Below are 13,455 nucleotides of genomic sequence, written 5' to 3'. Positions count from 1 at the left end.
CGTGCCGAAAACTTTTCATGGGAACTTCTGTAAACAAAGCTCCTCACCGGCTTCCCTTACTGTTTCATTACCTTTCCTCTAAGCCTGCCCCATACTTCTGCCTGAAAATAAATGTGTGCTCTGTCAAAAATAAAAATACCGGCCTGTCCCGCTGCTGCCATAACGAAAAACAACGTCTTCGTCATCTTCTTGGCAACCAGTAAGGATGGAAAAAAATACAATGCCGGAAGAAACATACTATTAAATACGAGATATTTCCACACCCACAAAATTATCTTTTTCTTCTGAATGCGTTCTGCTTTCGCAAGCGCTTCCCATCCGGCCTCCGCAAGCAGAAGATAGATTCCCATTGCCGCAAATGTCACACAGTACATCTTCTGCGGAGAAACGATCACACCAAGCAGAGTACATGCCGTAAGAAATGCTGCGCCGTAAGCAATCCCCCACTCTCTGACCACTATTCCAACACAAAATGCCGCTGCAGCCAGCAGAAACAGGGTACTTGTTTCAAATATGCTCCCCAGCACGATCAGCACGACTGCAAATGCAGCCAGTACCCCTGACAATGCTATTTTTCTTGCATTTACATGCATGAGCAAAGATCGCCTCCCATACATTCACACATCTGATCCGCACACCACAGATCACAACACATATTTCCAGTTCCAAATGTCGGTCTGCCATAACCATATCCGGTATTCTGATAACGCTGTCCCCTCCACTGGAACTGATTGACTAGATTTGTATATTCCGGATTGCCCGGCTCCATCGATGCTGCACGCTGCGCATGCTCCATTGCCACAAGATTATTTCCCACACCATAGTTGGCAATCGCACTACAATAATACCAGCGCGCATTCTGATTCGACATGCTTGACAGTACATTTAAAGCTTCCCGGTAATGTCTTGCATTGATATAATTGCATGCCGCCTGCATCTTCACATCATCCTCACTGCCGGAAGAATAAGATTGACCACTAGAATACCCTCCGGAATAATTTCCCGCATAGCCTCCAGAATACCCTCCATTCTCCCTCTGCTTCATAATCTGGTCATAAGCTTCCTGCACTTCTTTAAACTTCTCCTCCGCCAGATCAGAAAGCGGATTGTTCACATAGGAATCCGGATGATACTTCCGGATCAGTTCTCTGTACGCTTTCTTTACTTCATCATCGGAAGCGCTCGACGGCACTCCCAGCACACTGTATGGATCTGTAATCATAATTCTCCTCTGTCTTCTCCTTTTATTTCTTTCTCTAATCTACTCTTTCCTGCCGTGTCCTCGGCCGCAGACTTTTCCTCAAACTTATTCCAAACGCCAACGTACAGAATATTTCGCAGAATATCTATGTTTTCCACACATGGCAACATTTCAAAACAGTTGCTGCACTCTGCAAGGATCATCGTGAGCATCTGCCTGCATCTCTCCTCATATCCTTCTTCGTCTGCCATCTTCAAAAGCGGATTATAACTGCCCTGCGCCCGGTCTTTCTCCAAGTCGTCATAGGCATCTAAAATATAAATAAATTTTCCAAGATAAAACCCCATCTTCCAGAGATTCTTCGACCAGACATCTTTTCGAAATAAGAAAAGTTCTCCCATCAATTTCCCAAAACAGCCTGAAACCGCATCGATATCCGTCTCGCCCGCCTTCTCATAATTCTGAAGCTTTGAAAGGCATTTCCGGATTACTCTGCATTTCTCCGGATACTTCTCTTCTACCTGCCGGTATAATTTCCGGTAAGTATGAAGTCCTACAAGCGCCGTCTTGCTCTTCTCATCCTTCCAGTCATCTAGAAAATGGTAATACGTCAGCACAATGTTCATATCCGCTGCATATTCTGTAATCTCATTGAAAAGCATGTCATGCTCTTTTAGCGGATGCACCATACACCGATGCTTCTCATGAACCGTCTTTGGCTCATACAAGGAAGTGAGCAGCGTCACAAGAAATGTCATATCATATGTGAGTGTAACCTGACCTCTAAGTCCATGTCGTTCTTCCAGCACATGACACAGTCCACAGTAGTATGCCTTATATTTATAAAAATCTTTCATCTTCATCTCCGGCTTATATGCCGTCACATATCCGAACATTTCCGTCTCCTTTCACTCCACTGTTCAGCATTATATCATAACTGCATTCTAAAATGTTGAGAAATTTCTTAAAAATCTATGAAAAATATCGAAAAGAAGCACCGCCCCCACAATTCAAAGATTGCAAAAACAGTGCTTCCCAACTGCGCGATCAGGGGTTCGAACCCTGGACACCCTGATTAAGAGTCAGGTGCTCTACCAACTGAGCTAATCGCGCATTTTCTTTATTTTATTTTTGTGTTTCCTTAACACAAGTGATATTATATAACAGTTTTTTAGAGAATGCAAGCAATTTTTTAAATTTTTTCAAATTTTTTGAAATATTTTTTGCGTGGTCGGAGATCACATTTCTTCCATATAATCTCCGGCCGTCCGCAAACTATTTCCCGGACAATTACTCTGCCTGTTTATGCAGTGTAAACCCTCGTCCCATGACTTCATTGACCTGATTGATCACAATAAATGCCTGCTTATCAATCTCAAGCACAAGTTCGTTCAGCTTCGGTAATTCTCTTGACGATACGACTGTCATGATTGCAAAAGAATCTTTTCTGAGATATCCAGATTCCGTCTTGAAGAAGGTAGAACCTCTGTCCAGTTTCTCCTGGATCACTTTATTGATCTCTTCGTAATGATCGCTGATGATCTTTACCTGCATCTGTGTCTTACCCATAAGAAGCACTTTGTCTACCAGTGTTGAATAAATTAGAACAAGTAAAATTCCGTATAAGATCCGCTCTTTGTCTCTGAAGGACATCTGAATGATCAAAATTGTAAAATCAAATACATAGAGCCCAATAGATACCGGAAGTCCGAATTTCTTATTTAAGATCAGCGGTGGGATGTCCATACCTCCAGTGGAAGCTCCGGCTCTGATGACAAGCCCAACTCCAAGTCCCAGCATCAGTCCTGCAAAAATACTTCCGAGCAGAAAATCATCTGTCATATTTTGAATAAACTGTACTTTTTGAAACTGCGATAAGATCCACGGGAAATAAAACGTACTGATCAGCGCTGTGAGCGCAAATGATTTCCCGAGAATCAAGATTGCCAGGATAAACATTACTATATTAAAAATTGCAACAGACAATCCGATCGGCAGACCGAAATAATGTTCCAGTATCAACGCAATTCCTGTTGTTCCTCCTGTGATCAAGTCATTCGGCAATACAAATGCGGCAATTCCGCAAGAATAGATCGTATTTCCGATCAGCACCCACATAATTCTTTTTAAGCTGAAGACTTCTTTTAACTCTGCTTTTGTCGCCTCTTTCATGGTCCCACTCCTTCTCTTTAATCATTTAGCCGGATAAAGTGAAAAGAAGCAGGCCTTCCCGACCTGCTTCTTTTCTCTATATTCACTTCTGACTTTTCCGACTCTTCTCATGACAGTATACCTTCTTCTGCTTTTCTAAAGTATACTCTATCATTTTCAATTCAAATATTCAAGAACGAAATCGGACTTCCCAAAATTATTTTTAGAAACGATCCTATTCTTTCATCCGCTTGATCACTTTCAGACGGGTAAATTCTTCCCTCTCCTTTTCCTCCAGCGCATTGGAAATAGAATACACAAGTGCTGTATAAGTCGGTATTGTGATATTCTTTAATGCATTGGCACGTTTCTGTGTCTTCTTAATATTTCCCGCAAGGCGGTACGCAGCATTCTCTACCATCGACAATTTGATTGTCAGATCTTTTACCTGCTTAAAGGCCTCACGCGCCACATCAATGGATTCTTTTGTCGTACTGAAAGAATAAGTCGGCGCCTCCATCTCCGGCGTATAAGTGACCAATGGAATTTCTGTTCCCATAATACTTCGGCTTTTGATCCGGATTGATTTTTCAATTGGAACGGTGTAGGCAATCTGAGATACGAGATTGATCCCATGTTCGATGTTCGCACGCTGCAGACATTTATAAGCATATGTGAATGTCGAATCAATTTTCTCCTGAATCTCTTTTGCCTGATCAATCAGATCCATCAGCTCACGGATCAGAATATTTCGTTTCTTGTCCATCAGCTCATATCCCTGATTCGCAAGTGCCAGAGAATTTTTTGCAAGAATCAGATTTCCTTTTGTGGGAAATGTACGTGGATCCATAACACACTCGGCTCCTTTCCAGATATTCTAATCTTCTTCTCTTTCTTTTTTTATGCTTCCTTCTTCTCGTAGAAGCGTTCCAGAATCTTCGTGTCAATTCGGTCAAGCTCTTCTCTTGGAAGCATACGAAGCAGTTCCCATCCAAGATCCAGTGTCTCCTCGATTGTCCGGTTTTCTTCCATACCCTGTCCGATGTATCTTGCCTCAAATTCCTTACCGAATTCGAGATATTTTTTATCAATCGGCGAAAGTTCATCTTCTCCGATAACCGATGCAAGGTTTCTCGCCTCTCCTACTTTTGCATAAGAAGAGAACAGCTGATTTGCAAGATCCTGATGATCCTCCCTCGTATATCCTTTTCCAATACCATCCTTCATCAGACGGGAAAGAGATGGGAGGATATTGATCGGCGGATAGACAGACTGTCCATGAAGGTTTCGATCGAGAACAATCTGCCCCTCGGTAATGTATCCTGTAAGGTCTGGGATCGGATGCGTAATATCATCGTTTGGCATTGTCAGAATCGGAAGCTGTGTCACAGAACCGTTGACACCTTCCACGATTCCGGCGCGCTCATAGATTGTTGCCAGTTCGCTGTATAAATATCCCGGGAATCCCTTTCTACTTGGAATCTCTCCTTTGGAAGAAGATACTTCTCGCATCGCCTCCGCAAAAGATGTCATGTCTGTGAGAATAACAAGAATGTGCATGTTCTTCTCAAATGCAAGATACTCTGCCACAGTCAATGCTACCTTCGGTGTGATCAGACGTTCTACCACCGGATCATTTGCGAGATTCAAGAACATCGCAACGTGATCGGCAACCCCGCTCTCTTCAAATGTTCTGCGGAAAAATTCTGCAACATCATGTTTCACACCCATCGCCGCAAATACGATCGCAAACTGTTCATCCGAATCATCTCCCAGCGACGCTTGTTTTACAATCTGTGCCGCCAGCTGGTCATGCGGAAGTCCATTGCCGGAGAAAATCGGCAGCTTCTGTCCTCGGATCAGTGTGGTGAGTCCGTCAATCGCTGAGATTCCTGTGCGAATGTAGTTACGCGGATATTCTCTCTTTACCGGATTTAACGGAAGTCCGTTGATATTTCTGCGGAGTGTGGAAGTGATCGGTCCGAGATCATCGATCGGTTCCCCGATACCGTTAAATGTACGTCCCAGCATATCCGGTGACAATGCAACTTCCATCGGATGTCCAGTCAGCTTTGTATGCGTATTAGTCAGGGACATATTTTCTGTCCCCTCAAACACCTGGATCACCGCTTTGTCCTCGTAGATTTCAACAATACGTCCGATCTTTTTCTGATTGCCCTCTACAACAAACTCTACGATTTCTTCATAGAAAGCATTTTCTACGCCCTCAAGCACGATAAGAGGGCCGTTGATATTACTCAGTCCTAAATATTCTATTGCCATGACACAGCCTCCTTATGCGTTCTTTTCCATAATACGGTCATAAAATTGATCGATGGCTTTCATGTAGTCATCAAACATTTCCAGTTTATCATTCGGGACATCATACTTGATCGCTATGACACGCTCAAAGATGTCTTCCTCTTTCAATACCGAGATTGGCATTCCCATCGTGATCAATGCCTTTGATTTATCATATAAGTGAAGGATGACCTCCATCATTTTAAACTGTTTGTCCAGAGAGACACATGTATCATCTGCATGAAATGCATTCTGCTGTAAAAATCCAAGACGAATCACTTTTGCAATCTCCAGTACCAGCTTCTGATCATCTGGAAGCACATCGCTTCCGATCAGTTTTACGATTTCCATCAGACTGCTCTCCTGATTGAGAAGTGCCATCATCTGATTCCGGTAATCAATAAATTTATCTGAGACATGTTTTGCATACCACGGTGCAAGATCCATCAGATACTCACTGTAACTTGTCAGCCAGTGGATCGCCGGGAAATGTCTGGAGTATGCAAGACTCTTATCCAGTCCCCAGAAGCAGCGGACAAATCTCTTTGTATTCTGTGTAACCGGCTCAGAGAAATCTCCACCCTGCGGAGATACCGCACCGATGATCGATACAGAACCATCTGTTCCATTTAAATTGTGCATCATTCCGGCACGCTCGTAGAATGCAGAAAGTCTTGATGCAAGATAAGCCGGGAATCCTTCTTCTGCCGGCATCTCCTCCAGACGTCCAGACAACTCACGGAGCGCCTCCGCCCAACGAGAAGTGGAATCTGCCATGATCGCGACATCATATCCCATATCACGGTAGTACTCTGCAAGTGTCAGACCTGCGTAAAGACTCGCCTCACGGGCAGCCACCGGCATGTTGGATGTATTGGCGATCAATGTTGTTCGATCCATCAACGGATTTCCTGATTTCGGATCCACAAGCTGAGTAAATTCTTCCAATACCTGTGTCATCTCGTTTCCACGCTCTCCACATCCAATATAAATGATAATGTCGGCATCCGACCATTTTGCGATCTGATGCTGTGTCATTGTCTTTCCAGTACCAAATCCACCAGGCACACAGGCTGTTCCGCCCTTCGCGATTGGGAACATCGTATCCAGAATACGCTGTCCGGTCACAAGCGGCTTGGATGCCGGAAATCTGTGATGCGTCGGTCTCGGCACACGAATCGGCCATTTCTGTGTCATCGTAAGGTCGATCGTCTTTCCACTCTCCAATTCCACCGTCACAAGTGGCTCATCGATCGTGTATTCTCCATCCGGCACTACCTTTGTGATCATTCCGCTGATATTTGGAGGAACCATACATTTGTGCACGATCGCCGCCGTCTCCGGAACTTCCGCGATAATGTGTCCGCCGTGAACCTCGTCCCCGACAGAAACCGTCATATGTGTGCTCCATTTTTTTGTCTTATCAAGTGAGTCTACACTGACACCCCTGCTGATATATGCACCGGAGTTTTCAGCGATACGCTCCAACGGTCTTTCAATTCCGTCAAAAATGTTGTTCAGGATTCCTGGTGCCAGTGTGACAGAGATCGCATCTCCACTCGCCTCAACCGTTTCACCCGGCCGAAGCCCTGTCGTCTCCTCAAACACCTGGATCGTTGTCCGTTCTTTATCAAGGGCGATCACTTCCCCGACAAGTCTTTCCTTCCCAACATATACCATTTCCGACATCTTAAATCCCGTGTTTCCTTTCAGGTAAACAACCGGACCATTGATCCCGTAAATCTTTCCCGTTCTAAGCATTTTCTTTCCCTCCTAAAAACAAGAATTTCTCGTATTCTTCTGCAAGGGACGCCTTAAAGGAGTGATCGATCAGAATGTTCTTCGCATGGATGACTGCCCGGATCCCTCCGATAAAGTCTTCTCTGCTGACGGTCAAGGAAGCTCCCGTGCGCTCTTCTAATTCTGCTTTTTTATCTTCATCTGTCGGATTAATATAAATCGTCACCTGTTCCCCACCGGCAAATGCCATTGCTTTGTGGATATAAGAAGACAGAAGTTCTGTGTACGCTTCTGTCTGCATGTATTCATCTACAAGAACATGCACTCTGCGGAACAGTCTGTTCTTTAACTCTGTCTGGCATTTTCCCTGCTCACGCTTCAGATCAATCTGGGATTTTGCCATGGCTTTGTTGACCTCATGCTTTGCATTTGCCGTCTCTGCCTTCAGCTTCAGTTCTGCCTGTCTGAGTGCAGTCTCTGTATGCTCGTTATAAAGTTTTTCCAGCGCTTCTTTGTGATTCTGGATGATTGCATTTCCCTGGGCTCTCGCCTCTTCCATCGAAGCTGCCTGCAAGTTTTCAATTTTTTCTTCTAAAGTCATGTCATCGCCCTCTGTTTCATTATAGTTTCAGCCCGATGGCTTCATTTACATAGGATGTGATAAAGTCCTTCTTACGGCCGGTTCCGTGCCTGTCAGGGATCTCCACGAGCAGAGGCATCTTTCTCTTCAATTTAATATCATCAATGATCTCCGGGAATTCTCGTCCGAATTTTTCGGTCAGAAGGACAATTCCTACTTCCTTATCTTTGATGACATTCTGAAGCGCCTCATAGAGTTCGCCGCGCTCATGCACGACGACTCCGTCTACACCCGCAAGACGCATCCCTGTGTAGGTATCTACATTATCACTAATCAAATACATCTTCATCGGCTTATAATTTACCTAAGATCATGAAGGAGATGATCAGACCATACAGGCAGACACCTTCTGCAAGACCTACGAAGATCAATGATTTACCAAGTACGCTAGAATCTTCACTGATTGCTCCAAGAGCAGCGCTAGCAGCACTGGCAACGGCGATACCACCACCGATACATGATAAACCGGTAACAAGAGCGGCAGCGATATATCCAAGACCTGTTGCGATAGAAGCAGAAGTAGCAGCTTCTGCAGCCTGTACATTTCCTCCGAACATCATGATCGATGCCACAAGAAATGCTCCAAAATAGAAGAATGCGTTTGTTCCGATTGCTCTTTTATAACGCTTCTTGTTTTTCTCTCCGATCAGATAATATCCGAATGGAAGAATGATACTTAATACTAAAGTTGCGATCAGAATTAATTTTGTTGCTAATGTCATAATAATAGCCTCCTAATGAAATTTTCCTATTGTTTCTTAATGATTTTGTATGGTTTAAATTCTCGTCCATTTCCTTTGTAGAAACGACTGAACATCTCATAATACTCAAGACGGAGTACCTGGATCCCTACGATCAGCCCTTCCATACCGCATACGAACAGGTTACCGAGTACAACGATCAGCCAGTTCGGTGTCCCCGCCTCAGCGCCTGCAAGCATCAGGACCACTTCCATCATCGCCGCATGGCTGACAGCAAATGCCCCGATACGGACAAACGATAATGTGTTTGAGAAATAACTCAGTAATGTTTCAAATAATTCGAAAAATCCTTGCACAAAGAACATCACTTTTCCTTCTGTCATCTTCTCAGTGCTCTTTTCAATTTTCTTTGCCAGAGGCTCTTTCAATACCATCAGAATCAAAGGCACTCCAAACATCACTGCCATCACGATTCCTGCCGGTGTCTTATGCCCTGTCATAAACAACACAAGAACCGCTGTCACAGAACCGTAAAATACAAGTCCGGCAAGTCCGTTCGCATCAAACCATGCGTTTTCCGCATCGTGTGCCCTGAGAGCATTGATAATGTGAAACACCATCGATAACAGGATAATTCCCATACCAAATGCAACTGCGACAATAAATACTGTATTCAGCTTTCCAATAAATGGAAGATTCGTCATATGGGAGATTGGTCTTAACCATTTTGCCTCGATAATATCTTCAAATCCGAAAATACTTCCGAACATCCAGCCAAAAAATGTAGAGAACAGTCCAGCGACAGATACAATTCCCGCAAGGTTCAGTTTCTTCCACTTATAAAGGATTGCTCCTCCAAGGAACAGACAGAGACCCTGTCCTACATCTCCAAACATCGCACCGAAGATAAATGTATAAGTCAGTGCCACGAAGATTGTCGGATCCATCTCATTGTGTGCCGGCAGTCCATACATCTTGATAAACATCTCAAACGGCTTAAACAACTTTGGATTCTCAAGCTTAGTTGGAGGCGCTCCAAAGTATCCGGAATTATCCTCCTCTACAAAAATAAAAATATTCGGATCATTTTTCACTTCTTTCAGAAGAGATTCCACATCTTTTTCCGCCATCCAACCACACAAAATATAAAAGTCCTCATGCTGATCTTCTACACAAGCCGCAACCTTTCGGACATCGAAGTTCTCACAGAGCATCTCAAGCCGGTTTCTCGCCTCCAAAAGACGTCCGGCCTTCTTTGCCAGCGTCAGCTTGATCTCGTCATCAATCCCATTAATCTTTGCTGTGATCTCCTCAATCTCTCGCTCCAGCTTCTGATAGGCTTCCTCTGTATTTCCCTGATATTCATCCGGCAGATAAATCCGTTCAAAATGCAGCGACTGGAAGATCGAATCGGTCTTATCGGCTGCCTTATTCGCTACAAAATACACTCCGTACACATAGCTGTCATCTTTCCCGCCTTCAATGAACAATGCATCCATGTCACTGTACACATATTTTTCAAGGCGATGGTAATAATCCACCGGAACCCTTCCGAACCGAAACTTAATATAGCGGAACTGAAGAACATTGTGCAGGTTAAAATTCAACGGACGGAACGGTGCAAGTGCAAGCAGACGTTCTCTTAACATCTCCCGCTCTACCTTCCAGTCATTTTCCTTTGCACGCAGTTCCATGTAATCATGATTCGCATCGCGCACTGTGTGGAATATCTCCTCAATGGAAAGTTCCGGTGTATCTTCCGGCTTCTGATCCTTGACATACAAGGCGAGCTGTTTCGCCTTTTCCAATGCTTCCCGGTATGGATTGATCTCCACAAACGGCTGAAGATTCTCTGTAGTTTTCAACTCAGAAAGCGCATTTTCCAGTTGAATCTCATATTTGGAAAGATACTGGTCAGTTACACGGTCGATGTCATTTTTCGGTCCTGTAATACTTATGAACTTCATCTTTACTATCATTTCTGTATAACACCCCCTGTATAATCTAATGTTTCTTTCGGCGTCAATCCATAACGGATACATTCTAATGTACTGGTCAATCGCTTAATCTCCTCTTCTTTTAAGAAAAGGTATGTGTTAATTGAAGCAATGGAATATGGATTCCGTCTTTCATCCACCGTATATAACCGTTGGATACATTCAAAATAGACTCTTTCTATCGTATGATGATCATCGAAATCATATCTTTTTACATAATATGTGCTGGCAACATGCGCGATGAACTCCTCCACTGAAGCAGTCTCCACCAGCTCTTTCACCGTATCCCGATGAATCTTGAAATGAATCGGGATGATCATCGAATAAATATCTGCCGGCTGCATCTTAAAATATTTCTTTGCGCGGTAGATCCACTGAAGATTCAGAAGGTCGATCTTAGAACCAATATCTCTTGTAAAGATCTCTAATTCTCTTTTCTTTAAGACCTTTTTCTTCTCCTTCCACAGCGTTGTGTAGTAATACAGATCCAGTGCCAGATCATAATCAAACAGTGTGGATGCATTGGAATCCCTGAGCTTTCTGAGCGGTTCATAATACTCAGTTCCCTGCAAGTTGTCCACGAACTCCTCAATCGTTCTGGAAGTAATCAGTTTTTCAATAGAAATCTGTGAATATCTGTCAAAAAAAGTTCGCTTATAATTCAAATCAAACGGCTGTTCATAATGGTTAAAAATAATCCGCAGACAATAATTGATCAGATCGACTTCATATCTCTTCAGATATAGTTTCATAAACTTCCGTACTTCTATTCCCGAAAAACGGTACAGTCTTGAATAATCATCATAGAGTGACTGAACTAATATTTTCTCTACGTCTCCGCGGTGAAGTTTGTTCTCATCAATCTGGGCAAAATCATCTGCATATGCCGAGTGTTTCTTCAAATAAGCGACTACTTCTGGTACATTGTGGAGCGCTGATATTTCCTCAAAATCTTTCTCAGACAAGAGTCTCGATCTCATAGCACGTATCTTTGTAGTGATCCCACTATATACAAGCAAATTTCCCATGTCTTATACCTCAGTTATACGTTTTATAATCTCCTGCGCATACCGCTCATGCTCCAACTCATATTCTCTCTTGTATGCATTGATCGTTTTTGCACTTTCTTCTCTGAGCCGTTCCAGCTCGAAGTCCATACTGCCCTGCATACCGGCACGTATTTCACTTAGTTTCTTTTCTGTATCCGCAGCGAGTTCCCGGTCAAACTTGTCCGTTTTTTCCTTCATCTGCTCATCAAGTATATGCTTCTGTTCCTCTGCATGCTGCACGATCAACTCTGCTGCAGATTCTACTTCTGACAGTTTACTAATAATCGAATCCATACTCTGCCTCCCTTTCCTTATTTTATCTATTGTATTATCATACTCTCATTTTCGAAAATATCCATCGGGAAATTTAACAAATTTATTTTTTGACATAAAATTTCTTTTGTATAATTTCACATTTCCACTGATACGATTTTCTTTGCTTTTTCACACAAAAATGGTATAATAAAATCCGATTTGAAACAGAAGGAGAAACGATATCTATGAGACTTAGAAATATACCGCATGCAGATGACGTGATTTTAGCACATGCTGCTGCGATCAAAAATGAGACAGAACAGAAGGGAAACTGGCATACCCTTTTCGGAAACAACCACCCGATCCACATCGAGATCGGTATGGGAAAAGGACAGTTCCTGCTTACCCTCGCAAAGAAATATCCAACGATCAACTACATCGGGATTGAGCGCTACTCCAGTGTTCTTCTGCGCGCTCTTGAAAAGCTCGACTCCGAGGAGTACGAAGGACTGACGAACATCCGCTTTATCTGCATGGATGCTGCAGATATCTCTGAGGTATTTGAAAAAGGAGAAGTGGAAAAGATCTATCTGAATTTCTCAGATCCATGGCCGAAAGCACGCCATGCAAGAAGAAGACTGACTTCCAAAGAATTTTTTGCCCGCTACGATCGTGTGCTGGCAGCCGACGGCACAGTAGAATTTAAGACAGACAACCGTCCGCTCTTTGACTTCTCTTTGGAACAAGTGACCGAAGCAGGATGGACATTGAATGCTCACACTTTCGACCTTCACCATGATCCTGTCATGAATGAAGGAAATGTAATGACGGAATATGAACAGAAATTCTCATCCATGGGCAACCCGATCCACAAACTGATCGCATCACGCAGTTCTTTCCAATGCATATAGTAAGAAGAAAAGGAGTCTTTTTATGAAATGCTGTAACCGTATGAAATGTAAGATGAACTGTTATCTGTATGACAAGCCATTTCTAAAGAAAAAGCTCTGTGCGATCCGCAGATCCTGGGTAGAAGTATATCACATTTTAAATGCAAAATGCAGATGTCCCGGAGGTGATCCACATGGCTGCTGCTCTGGAAAATAATTTTTTCCATTCTTATATTTTCAAAGAAAAACAGCCTGTACTTGTCGTCTTTTTTGCGACATGGTGCCCCAAATGCAATATGATGCTTCCTCTTGTCGATGAGATTGAGAACGACTTTGCCAAAGACCTGAAAGTAGTCCGGATTGATACAGAAAAATATGAAAAACTGACAAAGGAATGCGGGATCGAAATCGTACCCACATTCCTTCTTTTTTCCCACGGAGAAGCGCTCGGTATGATGAGCGGGATTCTTTCCAGACAAGTCTTAAAAAAACGTATTCTGGAGATGCTCTCCTATACCCGTTCTTAACCT

At 43.3% G+C, this 13,455-nt stretch carries 16 protein-coding genes and 1 tRNA gene; 3 read left to right on the top strand and 14 right to left on the bottom strand.

Annotation, left to right across the window (positions count from 1 at the left end; translation table 11 throughout):
* Positions 1-56: 56 nt before the first annotated feature.
* The 14 genes from ACGG81_RS01580 to ACGG81_RS01515 form a co-directional block, all read right to left on the bottom strand.
* Positions 57-593, bottom strand: a complete 537-nt coding sequence (locus ACGG81_RS01580) for a hypothetical protein (RefSeq protein ID WP_120106138.1) — start codon at positions 591-593, stop codon at positions 57-59.
* Positions 584-1,222, bottom strand: coding sequence for a J domain-containing protein (locus tag ACGG81_RS01575; protein ID WP_117500803.1), 639 nt, complete (start codon positions 1,220-1,222; stop codon positions 584-586). Before ACGG81_RS01575 ends, ACGG81_RS01580 begins: the two co-directional genes overlap by 10 nt.
* Entirely contained in the window at positions 1,219-2,097 is an 879-nt protein-coding gene (locus ACGG81_RS01570; RefSeq protein WP_390109158.1) for a DUF5685 family protein, read from the bottom strand. Before ACGG81_RS01570 ends, ACGG81_RS01575 begins: the two co-directional genes overlap by 4 nt.
* A 144-nt stretch (positions 2,098-2,241) precedes the next feature.
* Positions 2,242-2,314, bottom strand: a tRNA-Lys gene (locus ACGG81_RS01565).
* Positions 2,315-2,491: 177 nt separating this feature from the next.
* Positions 2,492-3,373, bottom strand: coding sequence for a YitT family protein (locus tag ACGG81_RS01560; RefSeq protein ID WP_008976937.1), 882 nt, complete (start codon positions 3,371-3,373; stop codon positions 2,492-2,494).
* 214 nt (positions 3,374-3,587) lie between these two features.
* The gene (locus ACGG81_RS01555; RefSeq protein WP_008976938.1) at positions 3,588-4,202 is read right to left on the bottom strand and encodes a V-type ATP synthase subunit D; all 615 of its coding nucleotides are present in this window, start codon (positions 4,200-4,202) and stop codon (positions 3,588-3,590) included.
* Between the two features lie 50 nt (positions 4,203-4,252).
* Positions 4,253-5,635 carry a V-type ATP synthase subunit B gene (locus tag ACGG81_RS01550; protein ID WP_008976939.1) on the bottom strand — a complete coding sequence of 461 codons (1,383 nt, stop codon included), beginning with the start codon at positions 5,633-5,635 and terminating at the stop codon, positions 4,253-4,255.
* 12 nt (positions 5,636-5,647) lie between these two features.
* Entirely contained in the window at positions 5,648-7,414 is a 1,767-nt protein-coding gene (locus ACGG81_RS01545; RefSeq protein WP_390109154.1) for a V-type ATP synthase subunit A, read from the bottom strand.
* A complete protein-coding gene (locus ACGG81_RS01540; RefSeq protein WP_008976941.1) occupies positions 7,407-7,994 on the bottom strand; it encodes a V-type ATP synthase subunit E in 588 nt (195 codons plus the stop codon). Before ACGG81_RS01540 ends, ACGG81_RS01545 begins: the two co-directional genes overlap by 8 nt.
* A gap of 19 nt (positions 7,995-8,013) precedes the next feature.
* Positions 8,014-8,322 carry a V-type ATP synthase subunit F gene (locus tag ACGG81_RS01535; RefSeq protein WP_008976942.1) on the bottom strand — a complete coding sequence of 103 codons (309 nt, stop codon included), beginning with the start codon at positions 8,320-8,322 and terminating at the stop codon, positions 8,014-8,016.
* Positions 8,323-8,326: 4 nt separating this feature from the next.
* The gene (locus tag ACGG81_RS01530) at positions 8,327-8,755 is read right to left on the bottom strand and encodes an ATP synthase subunit C (RefSeq protein ID WP_008976943.1); all 429 of its coding nucleotides are present in this window, start codon (positions 8,753-8,755) and stop codon (positions 8,327-8,329) included.
* Between the two features lie 26 nt (positions 8,756-8,781).
* Positions 8,782-10,713 (bottom strand): V-type ATP synthase subunit I, encoded by a 1,932-nt coding sequence (locus tag ACGG81_RS01525; RefSeq protein ID WP_008976944.1) that lies wholly within the window; start codon positions 10,711-10,713, stop codon positions 8,782-8,784.
* Positions 10,710-11,759 carry a V-type ATPase subunit gene (locus ACGG81_RS01520; RefSeq protein ID WP_016439575.1) on the bottom strand — a complete coding sequence of 350 codons (1,050 nt, stop codon included), beginning with the start codon at positions 11,757-11,759 and terminating at the stop codon, positions 10,710-10,712. The genes ACGG81_RS01525 and ACGG81_RS01520 overlap by 4 nt, the downstream gene beginning before the upstream one ends.
* 3 nt (positions 11,760-11,762) lie before the next feature.
* A complete protein-coding gene (locus ACGG81_RS01515) occupies positions 11,763-12,074 on the bottom strand; it encodes a hypothetical protein (protein WP_117576926.1) in 312 nt (103 codons plus the stop codon).
* 206 nt (positions 12,075-12,280) lie between these two features.
* Between ACGG81_RS01515 and trmB the strand changes: the two genes are divergently transcribed.
* The 3 genes from trmB to ACGG81_RS01500 are packed head-to-tail and all read left to right on the top strand — an operon-like array spanning position 12,281 to position 13,452.
* On the top strand, positions 12,281-12,946 hold the full coding sequence (gene trmB, locus ACGG81_RS01510) for a tRNA (guanosine(46)-N7)-methyltransferase TrmB (RefSeq protein WP_009263297.1): 666 nt from the start codon (positions 12,281-12,283) through the stop codon (positions 12,944-12,946).
* Between the two features lie 22 nt (positions 12,947-12,968).
* Positions 12,969-13,142: a hypothetical protein gene (locus ACGG81_RS01505; RefSeq protein WP_165854660.1), complete on the top strand. Its 174-nt coding sequence runs from the start codon at positions 12,969-12,971 to the stop codon at positions 13,140-13,142.
* The gene (locus tag ACGG81_RS01500; protein ID WP_242990113.1) at positions 13,120-13,452 is read left to right on the top strand and encodes a thioredoxin family protein; all 333 of its coding nucleotides are present in this window, start codon (positions 13,120-13,122) and stop codon (positions 13,450-13,452) included. Before ACGG81_RS01505 ends, ACGG81_RS01500 begins: the two co-directional genes overlap by 23 nt.
* Positions 13,453-13,455 lie beyond the last annotated feature (3 nt).

It is taken from the genome of Faecalimonas umbilicata (assembly GCF_042846195.1).
Taxonomy (GTDB): Bacteria; Bacillota; Clostridia; order Lachnospirales; family Lachnospiraceae; genus Faecalimonas; species Faecalimonas umbilicata.
Note: the sequence above shows the minus strand (reverse complement) of the source record. Positions and strands in the feature narration are given on the sequence as shown.

Coding starts and splice junctions, on each gene's coding strand:
- ACGG81_RS01580 (WP_120106138.1), bottom strand. CDS start 593: ATGCATGTAAATGCAAGAAAAATAGCATTGTCAGGGGTACTGGCTGCA.
- ACGG81_RS01575 (WP_117500803.1), bottom strand. CDS start 1,222: ATGATTACAGATCCATACAGTGTGCTGGGAGTGCCGTCGAGCGCTTCC.
- ACGG81_RS01570 (WP_390109158.1), bottom strand. CDS start 2,097: ATGTTCGGATATGTGACGGCATATAAGCCGGAGATGAAGATGAAAGAT.
- ACGG81_RS01560 (WP_008976937.1), bottom strand. CDS start 3,373: ATGAAAGAGGCGACAAAAGCAGAGTTAAAAGAAGTCTTCAGCTTAAAA.
- ACGG81_RS01555 (WP_008976938.1), bottom strand. CDS start 4,202: ATGGATCCACGTACATTTCCCACAAAAGGAAATCTGATTCTTGCAAAA.
- ACGG81_RS01550 (WP_008976939.1), bottom strand. CDS start 5,635: ATGGCAATAGAATATTTAGGACTGAGTAATATCAACGGCCCTCTTATC.
- ACGG81_RS01545 (WP_390109154.1), bottom strand. CDS start 7,414: ATGCTTAGAACGGGAAAGATTTACGGGATCAATGGTCCGGTTGTTTAC.
- ACGG81_RS01540 (WP_008976941.1), bottom strand. CDS start 7,994: ATGACTTTAGAAGAAAAAATTGAAAACTTGCAGGCAGCTTCGATGGAA.
- ACGG81_RS01535 (WP_008976942.1), bottom strand. CDS start 8,322: ATGAAGATGTATTTGATTAGTGATAATGTAGATACCTACACAGGGATG.
- ACGG81_RS01530 (WP_008976943.1), bottom strand. CDS start 8,755: ATGACATTAGCAACAAAATTAATTCTGATCGCAACTTTAGTATTAAGT.
- ACGG81_RS01525 (WP_008976944.1), bottom strand. CDS start 10,713: ATGATAGTAAAGATGAAGTTCATAAGTATTACAGGACCGAAAAATGAC.
- ACGG81_RS01520 (WP_016439575.1), bottom strand. CDS start 11,759: ATGGGAAATTTGCTTGTATATAGTGGGATCACTACAAAGATACGTGCT.
- ACGG81_RS01515 (WP_117576926.1), bottom strand. CDS start 12,074: ATGGATTCGATTATTAGTAAACTGTCAGAAGTAGAATCTGCAGCAGAG.
- trmB (WP_009263297.1), top strand. CDS start 12,281: ATGAGACTTAGAAATATACCGCATGCAGATGACGTGATTTTAGCACAT.
- ACGG81_RS01505 (WP_165854660.1), top strand. CDS start 12,969: ATGAAATGCTGTAACCGTATGAAATGTAAGATGAACTGTTATCTGTAT.
- ACGG81_RS01500 (WP_242990113.1), top strand. CDS start 13,120: ATGGCTGCTGCTCTGGAAAATAATTTTTTCCATTCTTATATTTTCAAA.